We start from the raw sequence: 21,803 nt of genomic DNA, 5'->3' as shown, positions 1-21,803 counted from the left end.
TTAGAAAAAAATAAAGCAGGATTTTATGGCGGAAATTAAGAAAGTACTCATAGCTAACCGAGGAGAGATTGCACTTCGGGTTATTCATACTTGTAAGGAGCTCGGAATAAAAACAGTGGCGGTTTATTCTCGTCCTGATGCCCACTCACCTCATGTACTTCATGCAGATGAATCTGTATTTATTGGAGAAGCTGCTTCTTCCGAGAGTTATCTGGTGATTGATAAAATCATTGATGCAGTAAAACAAACCGGAGCTGATGCAGTACATCCCGGATACGGTTTTTTGAGTGAAAACGCAGCTTTTGCCAAACGCTGTAAGAAAGAGAATATCATATTTATTGGGCCAGAGCCAAAAGCGATCCGCCTGATGGGGGATAAAACCGAAGCACGGGAATTGGTCACTAAAGCTGGAATCCCAACACCTCCGGGACTTAAAAGCGAGCTGAAAGATATTGAAGAAGCAAGAAGTGTAGCAGATGATATAGGTTATCCTATCTTGGTAAAAGCTGCAGCCGGGGGTGGTGGTAAAGGGATGCGTATCGTTCACAAAAAAGAAGAATTCGAAGCCAGCATCAAAGCGGCAAAATCAGAAGCCAGAAATGCTTTCGGGGATGATCGTATTTACATTGAGAAATACCTTGAAGAACCCCGGCACGTTGAGTTTCAGATTATGGCTGATACGCAAGGAAACGTATTACATGTTTATGACCGGGAATGCTCAATTCAGCGACGGCACCAGAAGGTGATAGAGGAAGCCCCTTGTGCTCTATTAACGGATGAACTGAGAGCAAATATGGCTAAAGCAGCTATTGAAGCCGCAAAAGCGGTCGATTACGTAGGAGCCGGAACGATTGAATTCCTCGTAGATAAACATCTGAATTTCTACTTCCTCGAAATGAATACCCGTTTACAGGTAGAACATCCCGTAACAGAGATGATCACAGGTGTAGATTTGGTAGCACTCCAGATTTTAGTTGCTGAAGGAAAAGAGTTACCAATCAAACAGGAGGATTTATCAATAAACGGACATGCCATTGAGTGCAGGATTTACGCTGAAGATCCAACTGAAAACTTCTTGCCAAGTACCGGACTTCTGAAAAAACACCGAGTGCCAACCGGTTCGGGTATTCGGGTTGATGCCGGAGTGGAAGAGGGGCAGCAGATTACCATTAATTATGACCCCATGATCTCCAAACTCAGTGTACACGGTCCGGACAGAGAGGCAGCACGCAAGAGGATGCTACGGGCTTTGAATGAGTATGAAATAGCAGGTTGCAGAACCACGATCCCATTTTGTGAATTTACCCTAAGGCACCCGGCTTTTATCGAGGCAAAATATGATACCCATTTCGTTAAAGATCATTTTAAACCTGAAGAAATGCAGGAAAAGTTGCCCGCTGATGATATTGCACTTGCGGCATCGTTACTGAAACAGAATAATCAATCACAACCAGAGACTGAAGCTTTGTTGGAAAACGGAGTTGGAGAATCAACACTTTGGTGGAAAAACAGAAAAGGACAGCAGTAAATTGAAATCTAAAGAAGAGAAAAAGAAGCTTTTTAAGAAACTAGAAAATTTAGCAACGGAGAAAAGAAATTCATCAACACTTGAAATAGACTTAGCTTCAGCAGGCGAAATTGCAAGACTCATAAATGCGGAAGACCAGAAAGTAGCCCACCAGGTTGAAAAAAAACTGGATGTAATAGCTGATGTTATTGAATTGGTAAGTGATGCCTTTCAGATGGGGGGTAGACTGCTTTATTTTGGAGCAGGAACAAGTGGCAGGCTTGGAGTGCTTGATGCAGCTGAGTGCCCGCCTACATTTGGAGTTTCTCCTGAAAAGGTGGAGGGATTTATAGCGGGTGGCAAAGACGCTATGTATGTAGCCCAGGAAGGAGCTGAGGATTCAGAAGAAATAGGAGCTCAGGCTGTTGATGGTGCTAACGTTGCTCCGCCAGATGTAGTTTGTGGTTTGGCTGCCAGCGGCCGAACGCCTTATGTGCATGGAGCTATTAAAGAAGCATCCAGGCGAGGCTGTAAAACCATTTTAGTAACTACAGTTCCGGCTGATCAAATTGAACTGGATGTTGATTATTTGATTGATGTACCTGTAGGGCCAGAAGTTATTATGGGAAGCACCCGTATGAAAAGCGGAACTGCCCAAAAAATGGTGTTGAATATGATTACAACAGGAGCCATGATTCGTCAGGGTAAGATCTATGAAAACGTAATGGTAGATCTGATGTTGACAAATGAAAAGCTTGTAGAAAGAGCGAAGCGGATTCTGATGATATTTTCTGATGTTGATTACGATACCGCAGAAACACTTTTAGACCAAACGGGTGGACATGTCAAAACTGCTTTGCTTATGGCCTTGGGAAATATGGGGGTGAACGAAGCAAAAAATCTGCTAAGTGAGAATGGTGGTTTTGTGAGAAAAGCACTTTTAAATATTAATAAATAAAATGAGACGGCTATTCAGTATTTGGGTGTTTAGCTATTTCACCCTGCTTTTTCTCGTATTCTTTGTGATTATACTGGCCGTCTTTCTGGTTACTTTTCCTTTCGACAAGTATCGGAAGGCTCCAAATTTTACACTTTCTTTAATGGCGAGATGCATGATGAAAGCCAGTTTTGGGTGGAAAATGGAGTTCGAAGGAACCGAAAAATACGATCCATCAGAACCAACCATCTTTGTTTCAAACCACCAGAGCTTTCTGGATATGGCATTTATTTACCATTTGCCATGGAAAATGAAATGGGTTTCAAAGAAAAGCCTCACCTATATTCCGGTTATGGGCTGGCTGGTGTGGCTAACCGGACATCTAACCATAAACCGCTCCAGTAAAACAGCACTTAAAAAACTGGATAATTTGATTGAGCCATTAAGAGATCTGGTTCCGGTAATGATTTTTCCGGAAGGAACACGCACAATGGATGGTGAACTAAAACCGTTCAAAAATGGGCCATTCCTTCTTTCTAAAGAATATGGCTTTAAGTTACAGCCAATGGTAATCGATGGTGGCTTTGACGCAATGCCGTCTGGTTCAAAAAACCTGAATCCTAGCGCCACATTCAAGCTGAAAGTTCTCGGTGCCATTGATCCGGCTGAATTTGAAGATATGAAAGAGCTCAAGGACCATACCCGGGAACTCATGAAACAACACTTAACAGAATTAAGACGCACTTGATCAATAAACTTCGAGACATTTACTTCGATGAGCTTGAACATGAACATCGGTTCATGCTGTCTCTAATATGTGCGGAGTTGATTATTATTTGCATGCTCAAATTTTGGCCCATTGAACCTAATGCTGTCAAAGAATATACTGACACTTTTGCTGAAGAAGTGGTTTATATCGAGAATTCCATTGTGACCCGCCAAACATCTGCCCCGGCTGCACCTCCAAAACCGAGAGTTCCTGTACCTGTTCCAAACGATGAAATTATAGAAACAGAAGTCAATTTCCCCGACATGGATGACCTGCTTTCTAAATATGAGGCTGAAGGGGAAGAAGGTTTTTCTGAAACTCAGGGAGAAGGAGAGTTTGTAGGAAGCCCGGATCAGGCTGTTGGTTTGGTGCGAATAGTAGAACCAACTGTTCCTGAAGCTGCCAAGCAAGCAAATATCAAAGCCCGGGTGCTGGTTACTTTTCTAGTGGGTATAAATGGACAGGTAGAGGATTATTACATCTCAGAAATCCGTGTTTTCGACAAAGATGGAAATTATGAAGTTGTAAATCAGATTGGATACGGCATCATGGAAGCGGTACTTCAGGCTGCAGGGAAATGGCGATTTACCCCAGCCAGGGATAATGGAAGGCCCGTAAAAACGTATGTTCAAAATAGTTTTAATATTGGTTTCTAATTACGTTGATATAGGGTATAAATACTTCTATCTTAGGCGCCCTTCGATAAGGCTTTTCATCTAATTTCAAACGGAGAGGTGCCAGAGCGGTCGAACGGGCTCGCCTGGAAAGCGAGTGTGCCCCTTACGGGGTACCGAGGGTTCGAATCCCTCCCTCTCCGCCATTTTTTGCCCATCTGTTAACGTCTCATTCTTCTAAAAATCCTTATACTTGGATCATGAAAAGATTAGAAACTAAGCACATCGATTTATGGCCGGATGATGTAATTCTTGGAGAAGCGGAAATTAATGCTGCTGGCTCGTTAGATATCCTCACAGAAGACGAGCGAAAAGAATATGAAAGTTTTTCTAGCAACAATCGTAAGGCTGAATATGTAACAGCCAGACGTTTATTCAGACATCTGTTAAACGATTTAAACATATCATCTGACCAAGTAGATTTGGTGAAAGAAGAACTCGGGAAACCTTACGCCCGCCATGGAAAGGAGCTAATCTATCTGAGTTTTACACATTCCACAAGTAAAGTATATTGTGCGCTTTCTGTTTCAAAAAATATAGGCCTTGATGTTGAACATGTTGACCGGCAAATAAATGAGGCGGTGGTGCACAGAATTCTTAATGAGCAGGAGAGAGAGAGCCTGGCTGCAGAAAAACCAGTAAAGCTTTGGACGATTAAAGAAGCTGCCGTAAAATGTTTGGGAACAGGGCTTAGAACAAATCTTAATGAACTCACCATTATAAAAAATCAAAAAAACCGCTTTTCTGTAAGATTTAACAATGATAAATTATTTGAAATTTGTAGTTTCAGGGTAACAAACCATCAGATAGCATTAGCTTATCAAAGCAAACATATTTGACAAAAGCTCGGAAGTATCATTTCTCAGGAAAGAGGGGAAGGTATCTCCGGGCTTTTTTGTTTTTTTAAATGAAATATCATCATCAGCACACAATTATGGATGTTCAAAGTCTAACACAGCAGCAGATTCAGGAACACATTAAAAATGCTAAACACTTAAACACCAATTCCGAACATGTTCGGATGCTTTTTGTGCCCAATAATATTGGTGAGCATAACTTCGGGGAACTGTGTACAACTTATAAAACCGTGGTAAATCAAAAGTTTGATACGGTTGTAGTAATTGAATCATATACGGGGCATTTGAAAAAAAAGCTGGCCATGCCTTCCAATCGGGTATTCGAAACCCGCTTTGGTGAAGTACCCGTTAATGATTTCCTGAGAAATGAATTCTGTGATGAAGAAGACGACTTTTTTATTGCTGATGAAGGTTACAGTGAAGAAATGAGCCTGTTTACCCAACTTCCGATCTTACAAGCTTGTTTTACAGATTTTGAAGTAGTAAGCCTGCAGATTGGTGATTATGATCCGGCGATTATTCGTGAATTAGCCTATACACTGGACGAACTTTTACTTAACAGAAACGCACTCATTGTTTATTGTTGTGATGTTCCCGCTTCAAATCCTGAAGAATTGGAGAAGCTGCGTTCGCTGGTAGTCAACAACAAGGAATCAGGTCTTATGCATTATCTGAATAGCAACGAGAAGACGGTGAAAGGAGCTCGCGCTTTTATGAGCGGAATTCTGGTTGCACGCTCCTGGGGATATGATGTGGAATTCCTGGATCATATTGAATCCGCCTCCCACATTTGTGGATATGCCAAAAGAACTGAACCTCAAATGGTCTGATTATGGAAAAGCCCCGCATTACCATAATAGGATTGGGAAGTGTGGGTACAGCATTTCTAAATGTGCTTTCAGAAGCTGGTTACCAGGTTTTATCTGTTTATAACCGTTCTGAAATTGATCCCGATCTTATTAAGAAATTTCCGAATACCATTTTTACCAAAGGACTGCCAAAGGAATCCGGAGAACTTGGGGATATCATTTTTATTACCGTATCAGATGATGCCATTGAATCCATATCAGAGGCTTTATCAGAAAGTCTGGCTGCATTAAATGGAAAAATTGTTGCTCATTGTTCAGGAGCACATTCCTCTGTGGTGCTATCTTCAATGCAAAAAAAAGGTGTTTCAGTAGCTTCTTTTCATCCTATGAAAGCCATCACTCCAAAAACGAATTCCTTTGAAGGTACTTGGTTTGATGTGGAAGGAGAAGAAGAGGCCATGCTCAAACTTGAAAAGATAGCTGATAATTTAAAAGCCCATTCTTTTCGGGTTGAACCGAAAGCCAAACCTTTGCTCCATGCCTCGGCTGTTGTGGCATCCAATTATTTAGTAGTTCTTGCTGAGTTGGTTTCAAAAATATCATCTCTGGGTAATGTACCGGAAGAAACAGCCCTGAAAGCAATTACTCCCTTAATGGAAAATACTCTTCAGAACGTTAAAGAATTAGGTGTTACAGAAGCTCTCACAGGACCTATAGCAAGAGGTGATCTAAAAACGGTAAAACAGCACATCGAAAGTTTGAAAAAAGCTCCTGAACTGCTTTCTTTGTATAGAACATTAGGAATTGAGGCCGTTAAAATAGCCGTGCGAAAAACCGGTGATTCCAATTCTCTTGAAGAAATAAGAAAGTTACTGTCTTGAGTTCAAAAAAGACCAGCGATTTTTATGAAAGGGTATATGATGTGGTATCTCAGATACCCAAGGGCAAAGTTACATCCTATGGAGCCATAGCAGGTTATATCGGGGTTCAGTCGGGAGCCCGGATGGTTGGGTATGCCATGAACAATTACCGTAGCTATAATTTAGGCTATGAATTACCGGCACACCGGGTTTTGAATAGACTGGGACAACTTACAGGTCGAGCACACTTTGAAGGAGACACCATGAGGGAACGTCTGATACAAGAAGGCGTTCAATTTAAAGAAGAATACACCGTTGATATAGAAAAGCATTTTTGGAATCCTACAGAACTTAATAAAGAGTCATGATGAAATCAGCAATAATCAGTTTCATACTAATATTTGTGAGCTTTTCATTTTCCGGTGATAAGATTTTGGTAGATGCTACTGCTGATCAGATTATGGCAAAAGTAGCAGAATATGAAGGGGAGAAGCCAGTTTTAATGAATTTTTGGGCAACCTGGTGTGCTCCCTGTATAGAGGAATTTCCATACTTGATGGAATTAAATGAAAAATATGAAGGACAGTTTAAGCTTATTTTAGTTTCTGGTGATTTCAGGGAAGCAAGGGATGAAGCAGAAGTGTTTCTCAAGAAACAAGGTGTTGATTTCGAAACGTACTTCAAGGTTGGAAAAGATAATGAATTCATCACCACCATTTCTAATAAATGGACGGGTGCACTTCCATTCACCATTGTGTATAATAAGGAAGGAAACGTAACGGCCTCATGGGAGGGTAAAGCGGAATTAGAGACGTTTGAATCTGAAATAGTTAATGTTATAAACGAGGATTAAGCCATGAAAAAATTTACTAAACTTATATTGGGATTATCAGCGATAGTGATTTTGACGGCTTTTACCCAAAGTCAGATTAACAATGCTGCGCTAAAAATTGGAGATAAAGCACCACAAATAAATCAGGAAGTTGAAGATACTTCTGGTCGTACTATTACTCTCGCTGAGGTAGCAGGAGAAAATGGATTGCTCGTTATGTTCTCCTGTAATACTTGTCCCTGGGTGGCTAAATGGGAAGATCGTTATAATGGTCTGGCTGATCTGGCTGAAACTAATAATATCGGGATGATCGCCCTTAATCCGAATGAACGAATTCGCGATCGTGGAGAATCTATGGTTGATATGAAAAAGCGTGCTCAGAAGCAGGGGTATAATTTTCCTTATGCATTGGATGAGAACCATATAATTGCTGATGCTTTTGGTGCAACACGAACACCAGAAATATTCCTTTTTGATGAAAATTTAACGCTGGTATATCACGGAGCTATCGATGATAACGCAGACGATGCAGGTGCTGTAGAAGCTGCCTACACAGTAGATGCTATTAACCAGCTAATTAATGGAACTGAAATCAGTACTAAAGAAACTAAGTCGCTTGGATGTACCATAAAGCGGACCAAGTAATTTTACAGAAAAACCCGTAATTTTAAGCCACGCCACAACGTGGCTTTTTTTATTGAATGATATCACCACAAACGATATCTAAATTACAGACTATACAATGCCAACCTGGACACTACATACTGAGTTTAAATTTGATGCTGCTCATTTCATTGAAGGTTATGATGGAAAGTGTGGAAGAATGCATGGCCATTCATATAAAGTAAAGATGACCGCAAAATCGAATAAGCTGAATCCTTCCCAATATTTAGATACACCAGATATGGTTTGCGATTTCAAGGAATTGAAATGGGTGGCCAAAGATTCTGAAAAAGGCGGATTTGATCATGGTTTTTTAAATGAACTAATGCCGGAAAATACCACTGCCGAAAGAATTGCCGAATTTATTCATAAAGAAACAAAAAGCAGGATTCCAGAAGGAATAGAACTTAATGTGACAGTATGGGAAACAGAAACAAGCTGGGTTGAATACACTGATAAAGATGTTTAGAACACAAGATCATACGGATCTAATTATAGATGATAAAGATTATCTGGATGTTGAATATCCGGTGATGGAGCATTTTTATACTATTCAGGGGGAAGGCGCCCATACTGGCAGGGCCTCTTATTTTATCCGCACGGCTGGATGTGATGTAAATTGTTGGTGGTGTGATGTGAAAGAAAGCTGGGAAGAAGAAGGGCATCCAAAGTTGACGGTAAGAGAATTGGTAGACGCAGCAAAGGAAAGCGGTGCACCTTTTGCAGTAATTACAGGTGGAGAACCTCTTTTGCACAATTTATTGCCACTTACCCTCGGATTGAAATCAGCTGGGTTCCAGGTTCACATAGAAACAAGCGGTTCATCTCCATTATCAGGACAGTTGGATTGGATAACTCTTTCTCCAAAGCGGTTCAAGAAACCAACCGAAGAAGTATTTGCGTATGTTGATGAGCTAAAGGTGGTCGTGCTTACCAACAAAGACCTGAAGTGGGCGGAAGAAAATGCGGCTAAGTGTCCTGAAGGCACACGTCTTTTACTACAGCCAGAATGGGAAACTCCAAAATCTATAGACTTGATTGTAGATTATGTGAAAGAAAACCCGGAATGGGGCATTAGTTTGCAGACACATAAATTTTTAAAAGTACCATAATCGAACGATGTCTTTTAGCAACCAATCAGTAATAATTACGGGGGGTAGTAAAGGCATTGGTCTTTCTATAGCTAAGGTATTTGCCCGTAGTACGGAACGTCCAATAGTATTAATTGCCAGGAATGAGCAGGAGTTGGTATCAGCTAAAGAAGAGTGTTTGAATGAAGGTGCATCTCAGGTGCATATCGTTTCTTTGGATATTACTGATGAGAGAAAAGTAGCGGAAATTAATTTCGCAACGTATAACCCCGGAATTCTTATTAATAATGCCGGTTCCTTTTTATTTAAGAAACTAGAGGATACAACCAGGGAGGAGTTTGAATCTCAGTTTCAGATCAATACCGTTGGAGCCTATAATCTTACAAATGCTCTTCTTCCGGAGTTTAAGAACGCGGAGAGGGCTTTGATAGTGAATATAAGTTCAATGGGAGCCTTGAAGGGATTAAAAGAGAGTGGTGCTTATTCAATGTCAAAGCATGCATTATTGGGGTATACACGTTCGCTCCGGAAAGAGCTAATGAGTTCCAATATCGCTGTGACAGCTATTAACCTTGGGCAGACATTTTCAACATCCTGGCATGATGTTGATATTGATAAAACAAAACTTATCGATCCAGAAGATGTGGGAAAGCTTATCATTTCTTTCTCAGAGTTAAGCCCGAGAAGTGTAGTAGAAGAGATTATATTAATGCCTCAGGGTGGAGAAGTGGCCCCAATGTAGAAAAGTTATTAGAAGTTTTTTATAGTACATCCAACCTAACTTAAATTCCGTAACTTAATCTGTGCTAACTTCTGCATTGCAAAAAAGTTGAAATCAGAATAACTTTTTCTGCAAATATTAAGATTTTTTAATTAAGTTTTGTAACAATCGAAAAGACGATCACTCTTGTGATCAAGAAAAAACCAAACAACACTAAATAATTTCTAATTTACTTTGATACAGTTATTACTAAAATTAGTATCAGATAAATTGAAAACAGTTTAACAAACAACAAAACAACACTACATAGGAGATCATCATGGGTCAACAACAATTACTTCTTGTAATTCTCGTAACAATCATCGTAGGTATTGCGACGGTTGTAGCTATTAACACGTTCGGATCAGCTGCTGATTCAGCTAACCTTGACGCAGTTCGTCAGGATATTGCTACTTTCGCTTCTTCAGCTCAGGGTTACTTTATGAAGCCTGAAATGCTCGGCGGCGGCGGCGGTGACTGGGAAGGTATTACCTTCAATACAGTTGCTTTCCCAGCTGACGAAATCGCTAACGGCGGTTTAACAGCAGTAAACGCTAACGGTGTATATACTTTCTCTGCACCAGGCGCTACTGATACTACCTTTACACTTACTGCATATCCAGCTAGCCGTATCGACGGACCGGTTACCTCTTCAGTTTCTTCTGCAACTGGTAACGGACCTCTTACAGCTGATATTGGACCAGGTGGTATTTCTTGGATCGAGAATGACTAATAGATTTTAATCTATATCACAAGTTAAAAATGGCTCCTGCAAAGGAGCCATTTTTTTTACTCCACTCTTATTTTATTCGGAGGTCAAAATGGGAAAAAGAGAACTACTGCTGGTCATTTTAGTAACAGTGCTGGTAGCTATCACCGTTTCTGTAGCTTTTAATACGTTTTCTAAGGGAGAGCTAAATCCGAATAGGTCTGCTACGCTGCAGGGTATGTATGAAGCAATTGGCAGATCCGTAGCCTATTATGAGCGCCCAAGAATTCAAGGAGGCGGTCAGAATTCTTTTGAAGAGGTTACTCTCAAAGATCTTTATCTGGAGAGCGAAAATGGCCATGGTACCTATACGATTTCTGACAGAACCTATAATTCATTCCGTTTAGTGGGAAGACCTACAAACACTGATATAGTGTTGGAAGTAATGGTTTATGCTGATTCAACTGTTTGGATTCAAAGATAAAGTCTCATCATTTGGCTAATCATTTCTTAAACAAGTCACTTTCCGGATTTCCACCTGATCTCAAATAAGCAATTAAATCCCTTAGCTCTTCTTCATTAAGTGGATTTAGTAAATCAGCAGGCATTTGTGAAATGCTTGAGGGCTCTATAGAACTAACTTCTTCTTTATGTACTGTAATTGGAAGCTGATCGGCGTTTCTCGGATAAATTTTAATAGTATCTGCCTCTTCTACGACTAGCCCTAAAATCAAATCTCCATTCTTAAGCGTTACTTCAGAACTACTATACTGATCGGATATCATCGAACTTGGATGAATAATATCCTCCAGCAATACTTCAACTGAAGACCGGAGCCCAATGGTGCTTAAATCGGGTCCTATATTTCCACCATATCCATTGAAACGGTGGCAGGAAGCACAACCCGTGGCAAAGAAAGCATTTCTTCCATTCTTGAAATTTCTATTGGTAAGATGGTCGGCTACAGCAACAATTGCTTCATTAACAGTCCAATCCCGGCCAGGTCCTTCCGTAGCAGTAACTTCAAAATCTGGCTCAGAAATCAAACTGACACCTGTTATATCAGAAACAGCATCATGTTCTTTTTTTGATGCGTTACTCAAAGCGTCATCTCTTATTTTTCTTAGATACCCCGTATAACTGGAACCACCTAATTGTTTAGAGGCCTCATTTATAAAAGTAAAATACTCTCTGCGCTGTTCGATAGTCCATCCATTTTTGACATTTCGCAACATAAAAGCATATTCGATTTGTTGAACTGGAGGTGGATTTTTCTGCATTTTTTCAATGGTACCATCAGGATGATCAACAACGCCCATCCAATTAGGTTTAGACAATTGTGGTTTGGGGTTTTGGATTAATGCCAAGGCTTTTTCAATCACTCTCGAGTCCTCAATATAAACCAGCAGACGCACCAGCTCAGTATTAATTCGTGCATCTTCGGAGGGCAGAAGTTGTTGCAGTTTGTCGGTCACTGCAGCCTTTTGAGTATCAGTTGGATCTCCAAGTCTCATGAAAACAAGTGATAATGCCCGGAGGTAGCCTAATTTCTGCTCGGGAGTTAAAGAAGCCAGGTTCATTTCGATTAATGAATTAGTGGCATTTTCTCTGAAAGTTTGTGAATTAGATCTCGCTAATGCAATTATAGCATTAATCTTGGCCCAGGTTTGATCTTCGTTCAGAGCTTTATTTGCCCACAGATTGACAGGTTGGGATTCAATTGCAACCCGAGCTGCATATCTAATAAAATGATCGTCTGAGTTAAGGTGAGGCCAGGCTTCCTGAACGGCTTTAGGATTAGTTATTCCATGATATTTTTCCAAATTCATCCGGACTTGGCGTGCCTGTTTAGCATCCACATTATCAGGATAGGGAGCTGGCTTTGTAGATTCATCACCAGTATAAACAACTCGATACAATTTGGTATCGTTAGATCTTCCTCCAATTATAAAATAAAGTGCACCATCTTTTCCTATTACTGCATCTGTTAGTGGAAGTGCATTCCCAGAAAGAAATTTTTCGGCTTCAGCTTTATAAGTAGAACCGTCAGGAGAAAGGTGGAAGGCATATATGGTTCCATAAAGCCAGTCGAGTGCAAATAAGGCGTGCTGGTATTTTGCAGGGAATTTAGCTCCTGTACCGAATAGTATTCCGGTGGGTGAGCCTCGCCCGGTGTTTAGTGTAGGTTGCAGGCTATCTTCATAGTATTGCTTCCATTTTCCGCTACCGCTTCTCCAGCCATAGTCACTGCCACTTGTTACATGTATCAGTCTTGTAGGGCGATACCATGGCATCCCTAAATCCCATTCCATATCTGAGTCAAAGGTGAATAATTCACCATGAGGATTTACGGCTGCATCATAAATATTTCTATATCCAATACTGAACATTTCCCATTCGGTGGCATCCGGATTGATCTTTGCAATATAGCCCCCGGGTGCATAAATACCCCGGGCATTACCCCTGATATCCCACATACGGGGGAGCAACAAATCCTCATCCCAATTCGGTAACCGGCTGGATGTAAGTTCAGGAACTGGAGTGTAATTTCCATTGATAACGAAGATATCATCATCGTTCGGGCTGTTTACGACACTGTGATTTCCATGCTCAGCTAATTTTGCAGGACCACCTAAGAACTCAAGAACATCAAATTGATCATCGCCCCGTTCATCACTCATTTTGAAAATCCCTTTACCTCCAACGTTGGCGTATAAATCCTGACCTTTCCAGGTAAATCCATTTGCTCCTGAAAGAGGAATTGTAAACTCTTCAATTTGAATCTCAGGCTTTTCCTTTGTCTCATTAATAGTAACCCTGTACATGCCTTTATTGCTTTGGTCCGAAGCTATCAATCTGCCTTGGCTATCTACAGTCAGGGCAATCCAGGTGCCATAACTGCCTCTTGGAACTTCGTAGAGCAGCTGAGCCTCAAACCCAGGCAAGGTTTGAATGCCTGTGCTGCCAAGCTCCTTTTGACTCACCGGCGGTTGGGTTATTTCTTTTTCCTGATCTGTAGAAGAATTACAGCCCGTAGTAAGTAGAAGGGAGGTTCCAATTAATGCGAGGCAAGTACTGCTGAGTCTTTTTTTAAATTTATGCATGCAGAATATGTGAAGGGTAAGTTTCCTGATGATATACTAAACTAAAGTAATAATTGTATTTACAATTTCTTCAATTGGATATTCCTGAACTCTACTTTCATTGGTGGGCCAAGATGAAGTTGTAATCCCAGTTTTTTTCCGATAATTCTGGAATCAGATTCATCAATCAGAGTGCTCATTATGTGTCCGTTTACTAAATGAATTACAGTATTTCCATTAGCGATTATATGATATTCATTCCAGCCGTTTTTCGTAGTATCAATCTTTGAGAACAAAGCTTCTCCTGTTCCAGTTCTGACTATATTTGTAGCAGAATTAGTACTAGGGACATAAACTATTTGTCCGCGTTTGGCTAAAGTACCGCGACCTTTTTCATCATATATATTGCCGGTAAATTCATGTGAACCATTAAAATCAGCTTGATATCCTTTTAGTGCAAAATCTTTACCTTCTACAAGGCTGCTTCTGTAATTGATCCCGCTATTACCTTTTCCTGAAATTCGAAACTCTGCTTTCAATTCAAAGTTCTCACTGATCTCACCGTTCCAGATAAAGAAGGTGTTCTCAAGAAGTATATTATTAGGGGTGATCTCGCCAGTTAGTACACCATCCTCAAATGTCCAATATCCCGATTTACCGCTCCATTCATTCAATGTGCTATCTGTTAAGATGGATTGAAAATAACTCTGTTTGGGGGGAGACACTTTTTCATCATTACAACCTGAATACGCCAGGAAAAAAACTAGGATTGAGAGAAGCAGATTATGTTGCATAGTACTCAGGTATAAAATGACTAATTTAATTCAAAGGTTCGGATTCTTTTACCTTCTTCAGAAACATCGGTAAAGGCTATTAGGACACCTTTATCAGCTTCTGTAATCTGAGGAAATCCTGCACTTCTTTCTTCCGAAATATTTGGAATAACATATTGATTAATGAGTTCACCTTTTAAGGTGTAAGCCGCAATATTCAATTGTCCGGTTTCATCAACTTTAGAGAGCCAACTTATCCATATTTTTTCTTCCTTGATAATTGTATCAACTCTGCCAACCGGATTCTTATCATCTACTAAAACTATGTTTTGGAATGTATCTCCATGATCGTTGGAAATACCTAGTTTGACTTTTGCCTTGCCTTCAGCACCTGTAAACCAGCCGGTTACTACGGTTTGATTTTCAGCATCAATGGATGGACCATTAACAGGACAAGCTGCAATTTCCCATTCGTCATTATATATAGCCCTAGGTTCACTCCAAACACCATTACTAAAAGCAGAGGTGTAGATATCCCGGACCTCATTATCTGTACGGTTTCTGTAGGCAATGATAAATCCGGTATCTGTTTCAGTTATAGAAGTATCGCAACAGTCACAAACAGAATCATCAATCAGGTACTTTTCCAGGATGTTTCCATTTGTATCAATAATAGCTCCTCTAAGGGTCATGGCTTTATTGAGGTCAGAATATTCATGATGACCTCTTCCCGCTGTTTCTCTGCCGTCTAACCATATAGCTAGAAACGTTGAGTCAGAAGCGGGAATCATGCTTAAAAACCCATGCTCGGTGGCTGTCTCATCGTGGTGAGGAACATAACCCGGAGACCAGTCACCGTTAAAAGATGAGATATTGATATCGTATGCATAAGTGCCGCCAGGTTTTTTATTAAGCCAATGAGCAGCAAAAGGCTTTCCATTTTTACCAATAATGGAAGGGTAGTCAGCCCAGTTTACAAACCAGGTTGAGTCAGCAGAAATAAGAGAAGGCTCTGACCACGAATTGTTGACATACGTTGCATACTTTAACTTAGCTATATTTTCGTTTTCTTCAACCCAACTCATAAAGATCTTTCCGGTGTTATCAGTATATAAAAAGGGCAGAGAACTTCCTTCATTTGGAGGAGAAGATATCTCTGAAAGCTGAATCTCATTAGTTTCAGAACAACCGGATAGTAGTAAAAAGAAGCTAAGTAGCAGTAATCTCATGTTGATTCTTAAATAATTGATAGGCTAAAAATATACCAGTTAAATGTAAAAATATTACGGAACCGAAATACCATAAAGGCTCTGACTGATATGAATTATAGAATTCCATAGCTCTCCATGCAATTAAAACACACGCAAAAATTACCGAATGGAGTCTTGTATCTTTATTTATCACCGTAAGGATGAGCATGGTTACCAACCAGGTACTGGTTAGAACAGAAATCAAAATCACGACAACCCAAACCGGAGAGGGAAGATGTGAAATACCATAAAAGTTAAACTCTATACGATGATAGAAGGTGATGATTAGTCGTGCGAATCCCTCAAAAAATAGAAAGCCGACTAAGGCAGATGATATAGTTATAAAAGATTTCATGAACGGATTTTTGCTATGGATTGTATGGACTTCCAAACCTTTAACCAAACTAAGATATGCCAGAAGGACCAGAAATTTGGAGAGCAGCAGATAAAATCAGTAATGCAATTACAGGTAAGGAAATTGAAGCTATATTTTTTGCTTTTGATGAGCTAAAGCAATTTGAGAAAAGCTTACAGGGTTTAAAGATAAATTCTGTTACACCGAGAGGAAAGGCAATCATAACTTCCTTTGAGAATAACCTGAGTTTATATTCACATAATCAGCTGTATGGGAAATGGATGATTAGTGAAAATGGAGATGAACCCGATACCAACAGGTCGTTGAGAGTAGCTATTCATACGCATGATAAATCTGCATTCTTGTATTCCGCTTCAGAAATTGAAATACTTGATGATGGGGAGGTTGAAAATCACTCTTATATAAAGAAACTTGGCCCTGATGTGGTTCACCCCGGAACTACCTATGAAGAAGTTTTAGAGAGATATATAAGCAGCACCTTTAAAAATCGGAAACTATCTACATTATTATTGGATCAGGGTTTCCTAAGTGGTTTGGGGAATTATTTACGGAGTGAAATTTTATTCTGCTCCGGAGTTGATCCGGATTTTCGTCCAAAGGATTGTAGCGAAGAGCAAATCGAAGCATTAGCAAGAAATTCTCTGGATCTTTCAAGAAGGTCATATAAAACAGGTGGGCTTACTACTCCTGATAGCTTAGTTGAGGCGTTAAAAGAGGAAGGGGCATCAAGAGGACAATACAGGCATTATGCATATGGAAGAGCTGGCAAACCTTGCTACAAATGTGGCAAAGATATACTCGTTATGGAAACCGGGGGGCGTAAGGTCTACTATTGTGTAACCGAGCAGAAAAACCATAATTAAATCATTCTTTTTGATGCATAATTGGTGCTAAACTTTGTATGTTTGGTCTCCTTAAAATCAAACAAAAGAGAATGAAGAATTTATTTATTTCCCTGTTTTTATTGATGATTCCTTTTTCTGTGTTCGCTCAGGAAACAGAAGTCGTACGTTTATCTGAGCCTGTACAAGTAACCGAGACCCATGAGGTATTTGGTTCTGAAATAGATGAGTGGAGTGAAGCGAGATCGCTGGCTTCAATTATTGAATCAGAAGAGGATATTTCAGGTAAAGAAGTTACTCTCGAAACTCAAGTAGCCAAGGTTTGCCAGAAAAAAGGCTGCTTTTTTGTAGCCAATCAGGATGGTTATTCTGCCCGAATTACATTTAAGGATTATGGGTTTTTTATCCCTACAGATTCGCAGGGTAAGACCGTAAAACTTGTCGGTACTTTCAATGTGAAAGAACTTTCTGAAGAGCAGGCTAAGCACTATGCTGAAGATGCAGGAGAAGACGCAGATGCTATTAATGGACCACAGAAAGAGTATTCAATTGTGGCCACATCTATTATGGTCCCTAAATCATAACTTTCATTTTTAGAGTTCTAAACTATTCATGCCAGAGAACGATTTTTTACAAGCTGAAGCAACTATTCATTCAACAAAGCAATTGATGGAATCTCCTGAAGTGGAGGCCATCGCAAAAAAAGTTATCGAAAAGCATAAGCTGGAATTTGGTCCGGCTGAAATCGGCTATTTCCTTGTTTATCCAAACTTATCCAAGCAGCGTGCGGCTAAATGTATGAAAGCCAGCCGGGAAGTAAAGCACTACTCCGGAAATGACTACCTGATTGAAATATCAGGAGAGCTTTGGGATATGCTTGATAACGAGACTAAAGAGATGATGCTTTATCATGAATTGCTTCATGTTGACCCTACCTTTAAGTCGAAGACACAAGAGTGGAAGATGACCATTCGAAAGCCTGATTTTGCCGATTTCTATACCATCAACGATAAGTTTGGTAACGAATGGTATAAAACCATTCAGGCAACGGCTTCCTCGCTTTATGATCTGGACCCTCGTCAGGAGAGTAAAGTAAAATTGTGATGGGAGTAGGTTTAGGCGATAGGCTTTAGGTGTTAGGGATGAGCCTAACACCTTGCCACTAAAACCTATTTCACCTCGTAGCCTTCTTTTTCCAGGATTTTCTTTATCCGGTCTACGTGATCTCCCTGGATTTCTATTGTTTTACCCTTAATTGTTCCCCCGGTACCAAGCTGTGTTTTTAGCTTTTTTTCAAGGTCTTCAATTACCTGGGGATTGTGTGTGATTCCTCTTATAACCGAAACTTGCTTTCCTCTTCGTCCGGCTGTTTCCATTTTTACACTAACTTTCATTCTATACTTTAGTTTTTTTCCAATTTCCGCGTCGGAACAATATAAAGCCTATTACGCCCAATAGTGATTCCGCTATTACTATAGAGTAAAAAACGCCTTCTTCGTTCCATTCAAGCGTAATGGCGAGGAAGTAAGCGAGTGGTATTTCAATAATCCAGAAGCAAATAAGGTTAATTAAAGTGGGGGTTTTAGTATCTCCTGCACCGTTAAAAGCCTGAATTATAACCATTCCGAAAGCATAGGCAAGATATCCGTAACTCATGATACGCAGGCATTTTGAGCCTACTTCAATAATGGCTAAGTCGTCGGTGAAAATACTTACGAGGTTTTCAGCAAAAATTAGAAAGAGCACACCAACCAGTCCCAGAAAAATCATGTTTATAATAGCTGATATCCATGTAGATTTCTCTGCCCGGTCGGGTTGATTTGCCCCAAGGTTCTGTCCCACAAGAGTTGCGGCTGCATTACTCATTCCCCAGGAAGGGAGAATTGAAAAGATCAAAATTCGGATGGCAATGGTGTACCCAGCCAATGCAATACTTCCAAATTCAGCAATAATTCTCACCAAGCCGACCCAGCTGGCAGTGGCAATTAAAAATTGGCCTATTCCGCCAATCGAAACACGCACCATCTTTTTCAGGATCTCTGTCTGAATTGATAAGTGTTTGCGCAAAATTTTTATTCGGCCATTATCATCAAATAAACGATAGAATTGATAACATACTCCAACGCCTCGTCCAATAGTAGTTGCGACTGCCGCTCCAGCGATTCCAAGCTCGGGGAAAGGACCATAACCAAAAATAAGTAATGGGTCTAACACAATATTAATCCCGTTTGCTATCCATAAAACACGCATTGCTATTGCAGCATCTCCAGCTCCCCGAAAGATGGAATTAATGACAAACAGAAACATAATGACCAAATTTCCTCCTAACATAATTGCAGTGTAGGAAGAAAGGTTACTTGCAATATTTTCATTAGCCCCCATAAGCAAGAGAATCTCTTCAGCGAAGAAAATTCCGGTTATAGAAATTGGAGCAGAAATAATCAGACAAACGAAAATAGCCTGAACAGCAGAAATAGCGGCTTCATCTTTATTTTTTTCACCAATTCGGCGGGATATAATAGCCGTTGTGGCCATGCTAAATCCAATTCCGATGGCATACACAAGTGTAAGAACGGATTCTGTGATTCCAACAGCAGCAACAGCATCGGCTCCTAGTTTGCTAACAAAGAAGATATCGACAACAGCAAAGATGGATTCCATCATCATCTCCAATACCATTGGGATGGAGAGGATTAATATAGCCCGGCCTATGCTTCCTGTAGTGAAATCTAGTTCAGTTCCAGCCAGAGAGGCTTTAATATCAACCCATAAAGATCGTGGGGAGTTTTCTGGCTGTATTTCGGTCATAAATTAATGTGGACGAGGGGATAAAAAATTAGACCCGTGTACGTGTACATTCTGGACTTTCCAGGCTAATCTTTCAATTAAGGAGGAGGGGGCTTTAAATAGCACAACTGAGTCGGCCTTTCTTACAACCATCCGGTCAAGCTGATCAAATTCTTTAAACTCCAGTACAACAGGAGCTTTAATCTTGTTGACATTTTTGAGAAAGTACTTTTCCTGTGGCGAAGCATACTTAACCACAGATCCTGAAAACCCAGTGTAAACACCGTTGAGCTGCTCTGCATTTTTAAAAATGACCAAAGGAGCTTTGTCATCAATTGAAGAAAGGCATTCATCAATATTGGCATAACTTTCTTCTTCGTATGGTGTAACTACTTCCGCCAGATCTATAACAACAGCCTCACCGATCACCTCTCTTTTCAGCTCGTCAATAGAAGCTTTACGGTTTGTTGTGAAAGGACCAGCATATACAATCAGTGTGTGCTTTGAGCTATCTGTATTTCTGAATTTTTTAAGAAACTCTTTGTAATTAACACTGTTGTATTCAAAAGTATTTTCTGCGTTCATAATCGAAAATTATACCTGTATTAGTGATGAGCTTCAAAGGTAGCGGTTAGAACGATTGTAAGAAAGGATTAAAATAAAAAAGTCCACCTTGATTAAGGCGGACTTTGGAAAGAATGATTATTTAAAAATCAGTTTACGCTTTTTCTTCTGGTTCCAGAAATACCTGAGTACGTTGTTTGTTGGCCAGAAGGCGTGGTAACTGAAATTTTTATTGTCAGATCTGCAGGATCAGCTGATTCTTCATCCGTATCCCGAATTGAAAATTGGAATTCAGTAGCACCGGGGCCCGGATATAGATAATTGCCAAGTGTGAAATCCGTATCTCCGGTAACTTCAATATCGTCCCCTCCATCAATCGAAATTTCTGTACCGGCAGCCATCGGGTTTCCATTTAGATCGGTGACCGTATAAGTAAAACTTGCACCGCCATTGGGTTGTAAATCAAAGGTTGTAGGGTTTGCTGAAATAGATGCTGCAGATGTAGAAAATACAATAATTACATTCTTCTCTATTTCCTGGTTGTTTCCATTGATAGTTCTGGCAGTTACTGTGGCATACCCGTCGCGACCACCACTTCCGGTCACATTGTCGTTAGGGCGTGGGTCACCGGAAATCAGATTAACTGTTACCTCTCCATCACTATTAGTGTTTCCTGCTCCTGATCCCTGAATGATACCACCTGTAGTAGTAAAATAGACAGCTGTTCCTGGTTTTACGGGATTACCAAACTGATCTCCCAATATTACAGTTAAAGGATTTCGGTTTCCATTGATAGACCAACCCTCAAAATTATAGTTATCTGCCGCAATACTGAAATGATCCAAGTCTGGAAAACCACCATGAATGGTAATTGCCACTGGTCTTGATCTGATTGTCAGGCCTATATCTTCTCTTACAATTTCAGCCTGAATTTGCACTACACCAGCTAAATTTCCACTATAAAGATTTGAAGTGACAGTACCGTTGGCATTGGTAGTTGCTGTTATAGGAGTAATACCTTCACCACCATTGGGGCCAGAGATAATAGAAAATGTCACTTCTTCTGAATTGTTTAAGTCGAGATTTCTACCTGAAGAATCCTGAACCTGAAAAGAAAAACTGGTATTAACAATTCCACCGGTCTCAGCAATGTTGATTGTTTCCTCTGATATCCCATCAAGGATAATTGCTGCTGCACCTGCAGAGGGGCCCGAAACACCTCCATCATCGTCGTTACCACCGCCGCCATTATTATTGCCTTCGGGAGTAAGCTGAAAGTTGAAGCTTGTAATATTATCTCCGGAAGCAACCTGAACATTTCGGCTTTCTGAAACATAGTCAGTTGCCGAGGCAGCCAATGTTAAATCAGTTAGCTCTGAAACATTAATGTTACTAAATGAATATTGACCCGCCGAATCAGTTCTTGTAAAGTCACTGAATTCTTGAGGGCTGGTAATTTGTACAGTAGCATTTGCTATGGAATTACCATTATCTGAATTCGTAACTGCACCCTGAATGACAACGGTTTCGTCATCATTTGATGTACATCCAACGAAAATATGTAATAAAAAAGCCGTGCAAAGAAGTAGAGATATTTTACGCATAGTTTTTTCTTTTATAGAGAACTAAAGGGATACTAAGTTACAATAAAATTCATTTC

Annotated in this window: 26 protein-coding genes and 1 tRNA gene; 19 read left to right on the top strand and 8 right to left on the bottom strand. The window is 40.2% G+C overall.

What is annotated here, in order from left to right:
* Positions 1-25: 25 nt before the first annotated feature.
* The 16 genes from accC to RIB15_RS13150 all read left to right on the top strand — a co-directional run bounded on the left by accC (position 26) and on the right by RIB15_RS13150 (position 10,952).
* Positions 26-1,528, top strand: coding sequence for an acetyl-CoA carboxylase biotin carboxylase subunit (gene accC / locus RIB15_RS13225; RefSeq protein WP_350202640.1), 1,503 nt, complete (start codon positions 26-28; stop codon positions 1,526-1,528).
* 1 nt (position 1,529) lies between these two features.
* A complete protein-coding gene (gene murQ / locus RIB15_RS13220; protein WP_350202639.1) occupies positions 1,530-2,465 on the top strand; it encodes an N-acetylmuramic acid 6-phosphate etherase in 936 nt (311 codons plus the stop codon).
* Between the two features lies 1 nt (position 2,466).
* Entirely contained in the window at positions 2,467-3,192 is a 726-nt protein-coding gene (locus RIB15_RS13215) for a lysophospholipid acyltransferase family protein (RefSeq protein WP_350202638.1), read from the top strand.
* A 92-nt stretch (positions 3,193-3,284) separates the two neighbouring features.
* Positions 3,285-3,869 carry an energy transducer TonB gene (locus RIB15_RS13210; protein WP_350202637.1) on the top strand — a complete coding sequence of 195 codons (585 nt, stop codon included), beginning with the start codon at positions 3,285-3,287 and terminating at the stop codon, positions 3,867-3,869.
* Positions 3,870-3,941: 72 nt separating this feature from the next.
* Positions 3,942-4,033: transfer RNA gene (locus tag RIB15_RS13205), tRNA-Ser, on the top strand.
* Positions 4,034-4,087: 54 nt separating this feature from the next.
* Positions 4,088-4,726, top strand: a complete 639-nt coding sequence (locus RIB15_RS13200) for a 4'-phosphopantetheinyl transferase family protein (RefSeq protein ID WP_350202636.1) — start codon at positions 4,088-4,090, stop codon at positions 4,724-4,726.
* A 95-nt stretch (positions 4,727-4,821) separates the two neighbouring features.
* Positions 4,822-5,574: an AmmeMemoRadiSam system protein B gene (amrB, locus tag RIB15_RS13195; RefSeq protein ID WP_350202635.1), complete on the top strand. Its 753-nt coding sequence runs from the start codon at positions 4,822-4,824 to the stop codon at positions 5,572-5,574.
* A gap of 2 nt (positions 5,575-5,576) precedes the next feature.
* Positions 5,577-6,434, top strand: coding sequence for a Rossmann-like and DUF2520 domain-containing protein (locus RIB15_RS13190; protein WP_350202634.1), 858 nt, complete (start codon positions 5,577-5,579; stop codon positions 6,432-6,434).
* A complete protein-coding gene (locus RIB15_RS13185; RefSeq protein WP_350202633.1) occupies positions 6,431-6,781 on the top strand; it encodes an MGMT family protein in 351 nt (116 codons plus the stop codon). Before RIB15_RS13190 ends, RIB15_RS13185 begins: the two co-directional genes overlap by 4 nt.
* On the top strand, positions 6,781-7,266 hold the full coding sequence (locus RIB15_RS13180) for a TlpA family protein disulfide reductase (protein ID WP_350202632.1): 486 nt from the start codon (positions 6,781-6,783) through the stop codon (positions 7,264-7,266). Before RIB15_RS13185 ends, RIB15_RS13180 begins: the two co-directional genes overlap by 1 nt.
* 3 nt (positions 7,267-7,269) lie before the next feature.
* Positions 7,270-7,890, top strand: coding sequence for a thioredoxin family protein (locus tag RIB15_RS13175; RefSeq protein ID WP_350202631.1), 621 nt, complete (start codon positions 7,270-7,272; stop codon positions 7,888-7,890).
* 97 nt (positions 7,891-7,987) lie between these two features.
* The gene (locus RIB15_RS13170) at positions 7,988-8,377 is read left to right on the top strand and encodes a 6-pyruvoyl trahydropterin synthase family protein (RefSeq protein ID WP_350202630.1); all 390 of its coding nucleotides are present in this window, start codon (positions 7,988-7,990) and stop codon (positions 8,375-8,377) included.
* The gene (locus tag RIB15_RS13165; protein WP_350202629.1) at positions 8,370-9,020 is read left to right on the top strand and encodes a 7-carboxy-7-deazaguanine synthase QueE; all 651 of its coding nucleotides are present in this window, start codon (positions 8,370-8,372) and stop codon (positions 9,018-9,020) included. The genes RIB15_RS13170 and RIB15_RS13165 overlap by 8 nt, the downstream gene beginning before the upstream one ends.
* Positions 9,021-9,027: 7 nt before the next feature.
* On the top strand, positions 9,028-9,741 hold the full coding sequence (locus RIB15_RS13160) for an SDR family NAD(P)-dependent oxidoreductase (protein WP_350202628.1): 714 nt from the start codon (positions 9,028-9,030) through the stop codon (positions 9,739-9,741).
* A 298-nt stretch (positions 9,742-10,039) separates the two neighbouring features.
* The gene (locus tag RIB15_RS13155) at positions 10,040-10,492 is read left to right on the top strand and encodes a hypothetical protein (protein ID WP_290967919.1); all 453 of its coding nucleotides are present in this window, start codon (positions 10,040-10,042) and stop codon (positions 10,490-10,492) included.
* 88 nt (positions 10,493-10,580) lie between these two features.
* Positions 10,581-10,952, top strand: coding sequence for a hypothetical protein (locus RIB15_RS13150; RefSeq protein WP_350202627.1), 372 nt, complete (start codon positions 10,581-10,583; stop codon positions 10,950-10,952).
* A gap of 19 nt (positions 10,953-10,971) precedes the next feature.
* Here RIB15_RS13150 and RIB15_RS13145 read toward each other — a convergent pair whose 3' ends face one another.
* From RIB15_RS13145 to RIB15_RS13130, 4 genes are read right to left on the bottom strand one after another with little or no spacing between them, the layout of a single operon-like run.
* Positions 10,972-13,572 carry a c-type cytochrome gene (locus RIB15_RS13145; protein ID WP_350202626.1) on the bottom strand — a complete coding sequence of 867 codons (2,601 nt, stop codon included), beginning with the start codon at positions 13,570-13,572 and terminating at the stop codon, positions 10,972-10,974.
* A gap of 59 nt (positions 13,573-13,631) precedes the next feature.
* Complete coding sequence (locus tag RIB15_RS13140) at positions 13,632-14,345, bottom strand: 3-keto-disaccharide hydrolase (protein ID WP_350202625.1); 714 nt, start codon at positions 14,343-14,345, stop codon at positions 13,632-13,634.
* A gap of 20 nt (positions 14,346-14,365) precedes the next feature.
* The gene (locus RIB15_RS13135; protein ID WP_350202624.1) at positions 14,366-15,553 is read right to left on the bottom strand and encodes a hypothetical protein; all 1,188 of its coding nucleotides are present in this window, start codon (positions 15,551-15,553) and stop codon (positions 14,366-14,368) included.
* Complete coding sequence (locus RIB15_RS13130) at positions 15,534-15,929, bottom strand: hypothetical protein (protein ID WP_350202623.1); 396 nt, start codon at positions 15,927-15,929, stop codon at positions 15,534-15,536. The genes RIB15_RS13135 and RIB15_RS13130 overlap by 20 nt, the downstream gene beginning before the upstream one ends.
* Positions 15,930-15,985: 56 nt before the next feature.
* Between RIB15_RS13130 and nei the strand changes: the two genes are divergently transcribed.
* The 3 genes from nei (at position 15,986) to RIB15_RS13115 (ending at position 17,896) form a co-directional block, all read left to right on the top strand.
* Positions 15,986-16,813 (top strand): endonuclease VIII, encoded by an 828-nt coding sequence (nei, locus tag RIB15_RS13125; RefSeq protein ID WP_350202622.1) that lies wholly within the window; start codon positions 15,986-15,988, stop codon positions 16,811-16,813.
* A gap of 71 nt (positions 16,814-16,884) precedes the next feature.
* Positions 16,885-17,376: a DUF4920 domain-containing protein gene (locus tag RIB15_RS13120; protein ID WP_350202621.1), complete on the top strand. Its 492-nt coding sequence runs from the start codon at positions 16,885-16,887 to the stop codon at positions 17,374-17,376.
* Between the two features lie 28 nt (positions 17,377-17,404).
* Entirely contained in the window at positions 17,405-17,896 is a 492-nt protein-coding gene (locus RIB15_RS13115; RefSeq protein ID WP_255135566.1) for a putative metallopeptidase, read from the top strand.
* 65 nt (positions 17,897-17,961) lie between these two features.
* Here RIB15_RS13115 and RIB15_RS13110 read toward each other — a convergent pair whose 3' ends face one another.
* From RIB15_RS13110 to RIB15_RS13095, 4 genes are all read right to left on the bottom strand, one after another.
* On the bottom strand, positions 17,962-18,186 hold the full coding sequence (locus RIB15_RS13110) for a translation initiation factor (protein WP_350202620.1): 225 nt from the start codon (positions 18,184-18,186) through the stop codon (positions 17,962-17,964).
* Position 18,187: 1 nt separating this feature from the next.
* Positions 18,188-19,600 (bottom strand): MATE family efflux transporter, encoded by a 1,413-nt coding sequence (locus RIB15_RS13105; protein ID WP_350202619.1) that lies wholly within the window; start codon positions 19,598-19,600, stop codon positions 18,188-18,190.
* A 3-nt stretch (positions 19,601-19,603) separates the two neighbouring features.
* Positions 19,604-20,164 (bottom strand): hypothetical protein, encoded by a 561-nt coding sequence (locus tag RIB15_RS13100; RefSeq protein ID WP_350202618.1) that lies wholly within the window; start codon positions 20,162-20,164, stop codon positions 19,604-19,606.
* Between the two features lie 128 nt (positions 20,165-20,292).
* Complete coding sequence (locus RIB15_RS13095; RefSeq protein ID WP_350202617.1) at positions 20,293-21,747, bottom strand: carboxypeptidase regulatory-like domain-containing protein; 1,455 nt, start codon at positions 21,745-21,747, stop codon at positions 20,293-20,295.
* Positions 21,748-21,803: the final 56 nt, after the last annotated feature.

The organism is Gracilimonas sp., assembly GCF_040218225.1.
GTDB lineage: Bacteria > Bacteroidota > Rhodothermia > Balneolales > Balneolaceae > Gracilimonas.
The sequence above is the reverse complement of the archived record's forward strand: the minus strand, read 5'-3'. Positions and strand labels throughout refer to the sequence as shown.